Origin of the sequence: Corallococcus sp. CA054B (assembly GCF_003611625.1) — a bacterium.
Lineage (GTDB): Bacteria > Myxococcota > Myxococcia > Myxococcales > Myxococcaceae > Corallococcus > Corallococcus coralloides.
The window spans coordinates 1-2,548 of record NZ_RAVY01000372.1 but is presented as its reverse complement, the minus strand read 5'-3'; the positions used below and the strand labels follow the sequence as shown (position 1 = coordinate 2,548).

2 protein-coding genes are annotated in these 2,548 nt (G+C 70.2%); both read right to left on the bottom strand.

Going from position 1 to position 2,548, the window contains the following annotated elements:
- Positions 1 to 1,224, bottom strand: a 1,224-nt coding sequence (locus tag D7V80_RS40710) for a DUF1565 domain-containing protein (RefSeq protein WP_120593120.1), incomplete at its 3' end; no start/stop codon positions are given.
- 14 nt (positions 1,225 to 1,238) lie between these two features.
- Complete coding sequence (locus D7V80_RS40705; RefSeq protein WP_147447396.1) at positions 1,239 to 2,207, bottom strand: hypothetical protein; 969 nt, start codon at positions 2,205 to 2,207, stop codon at positions 1,239 to 1,241.
- Between the last annotated feature and the right edge of the window lie 341 nt (positions 2,208 to 2,548).

Here is a 2,548-nt window from a genome sequence, read left to right as displayed (position 1 = left end):
GCCCGCGCCTCCCAGGTCCTGGGGCGACAGGGAAGAATCCGAGCAGGTTCCTCCTCCGCCTCCTCCACCTCCGCCCGCGCCAATCCGGCCAGGATCTCCCGCAGTGCCCTGTTGGGTATTGGAGCGCTGCCAGAGTCCCGTCTCCGGCAAGACGCTGCCAATGCCCTGGCCTGCGGATCCCAGGCCGCCTGCTCCTCCAACTGCCCCCGTCGCTCCATTGAGCCCTTGCTCGGCGATGCAGCTGTAGACGTCCGGTCCTGTGTTCACGCGGTTCCCTGCGGCGCCTCCAGCTCCGCCAGGAGTATTGGGGAAGCCATCACCTCCATCGAAACCCTGTTGGAAGTTGTTCCCCGTGCCTCCAATGCCGCCCAGTCCAGCATCGCCAGTCGAGCAGACGCTGCTGCCGCCATCTCCGCGCCTGCCACTGCCAAAGCTGACAGCGGAGCCACCATCGAGTCCAGCTCCGCCCGGAGCTCCGGGGTTGCCAGGGGCGCCCATCTCACCGTCCGCGCCTCTTCCGGCCTCGACGAGCACGTGGCGCAGGCGCACCACCGAGCTTCGGAGCACGCGGAGCGCGATGGAGGGCTCGCCAGCATTCAATGCATCCGCGGAAGCGATGGTGAGGCCTTCCATCACGACGTCGGCACCGGCGACATCGCGCACCGTGAACGCGAGCGTACCGCCGTCGAAGAACGTGGTTGCTCCTCCATCCAGGAACCTGTCCCAGAAGGGGTTCTCACCGCCGCGCCACGTGTATCCGCCGTAGAGCGAAACGGGCATGTCCACCACGGGCGCCTCCTCGTTGTACGTACCGGTACCCAGGTACACGATGTTGCGTCCCGTGCCACCGTCGCGGATCTCCCTGAGAGCGCGAGCCAGGGTCCGGAACGGATGCGTCCGGCTCCCATCGTTGCCTTCGTCCCGCCCGTCCGTCGGATGCACGAAGTAGCCCGCGTCCGCGACACCGTCGATGCCGTCGCAGTCGTTGTCGAAGCCGGCCAGGTCGGGGTAGTCCACGCCGCCGTCTCCGCAGGGAGGAGGCGTAGTGTCTCCAGCGTCGCCCGCATCACCCGCGTCCGTGCCGGCATCCGCGGTCGCCTGCGGTCCGCAGCGGCCCTCGCTCTCGCAGTTCTCAAAGGCCGCGTCGAAGTTGCTGCAACCGCCCGCGCTGAGCACCGCACCGAACACCGCGCCCAGCGCGCCGACCTTCCAGAGGTTCCGCATGGCTTTCCCCGTGCTCACTGCCACGTCCCGGCGAAGCTCAAACCACCGCCCTGCGGCGTGAGCGTCACGGACGGCTGAACATTCGTCTGCTTCACCGGCAGGAAGTACATCAGCGCGCCCGCCGCGATGGCCGCCGCGCCCACGCCAATCCCCACCGCGCCAATCGTCTGCGAACGCTTGCCGGAGTCGCGCACCTTCTCCGCCTCCGCCAGCGTCGGGAACTCGTTGTTGTTCAGGTCGTTGAGCTTCCCGCGCGACTGCACGAAGAACACCGTGCCCACGCCCGCGAGCACCACGCCGCCCGCCGCGGGCACCCAGGCCCACTTGCGCCGTCCCGGCGTCTCCACCGTCGGCGTGTCCGTCAGGCCCAGCTCGGTGGGCGGCTGCACGCCCGGCGTCAGGTCCGGCCCCGGCACCGGCTGCTTCACGCCCGGCGTCACGTTGGGCGTCTGCTGCGCCACGGGCGGCGTCACCGGCGGCGCCACCGGCTCCGGACGCAGCACCCGCAGCGTGCGCGGCACCACCACGTCCAGCGACTTGTTGAGCGCGTCCAGCACCTGGTCCTCGCTCACGCCTGGGACCGACTCCTCGACGAGCGGCGCGCCGTCCTGCGCCGTGTACACGCGCACGCCCGCCTTGAACGCGTTCAGGTACGGACCAATCTCCGTCACCATCACCACGTCCGTCTTCGCCGCCACGCCCAGCGACGCGATGCAGGACGGCTGCGTGCGGTTGCAGCGCATCATCGCCGTGCGCTTCTTCTTCGGCAGCGTGCGCGTCACGTCCTCCACGCGGATCACCTCCAGGCCTCGGGCCTTGAGCTGCTCGGCCACGTGCTCTTGGGCGGTTCCAACGAGGTAGCGCGGCGTTCCCCGCGTCACGTCCGTGGGCGCCAGCAACACGGTGACGGGTTTCGCGGAGGAGGCGGGTGCGGGCGCCTGGGCGACCACCAGGGTGAGCGCGGCGAGGAAGGGGATCAACACGGGAGCACTTTCTCCCCGACCCGCCCTCCTCGCAAGGTCAGGATTCGCGGACCCGGGTGGTGGGACAGGGCCCCACCCACCCGGGGGCGACACCGGTGTCCGGCGCAGGGCTCCCCGCGTGGATGTTTCACGTTGTCGCGGCCCGGGAAACCCGGAGGGTCCCCCGCGCCTTCAGCGGCTACCGGCGAGGACGCTCCGGCGCCGGGCGGATCTGCGTCTTCTCCGACGTGTTCAGCTCCGTCTTCGGCCGGTCGTCGTCCTCGTCCTCATCGTCCGAGGGCGGTGGAGGCGGACCCGGCGGACGGCGCGTGGGCGTGGCACCCGCGCGCAGCGTGTTGGAC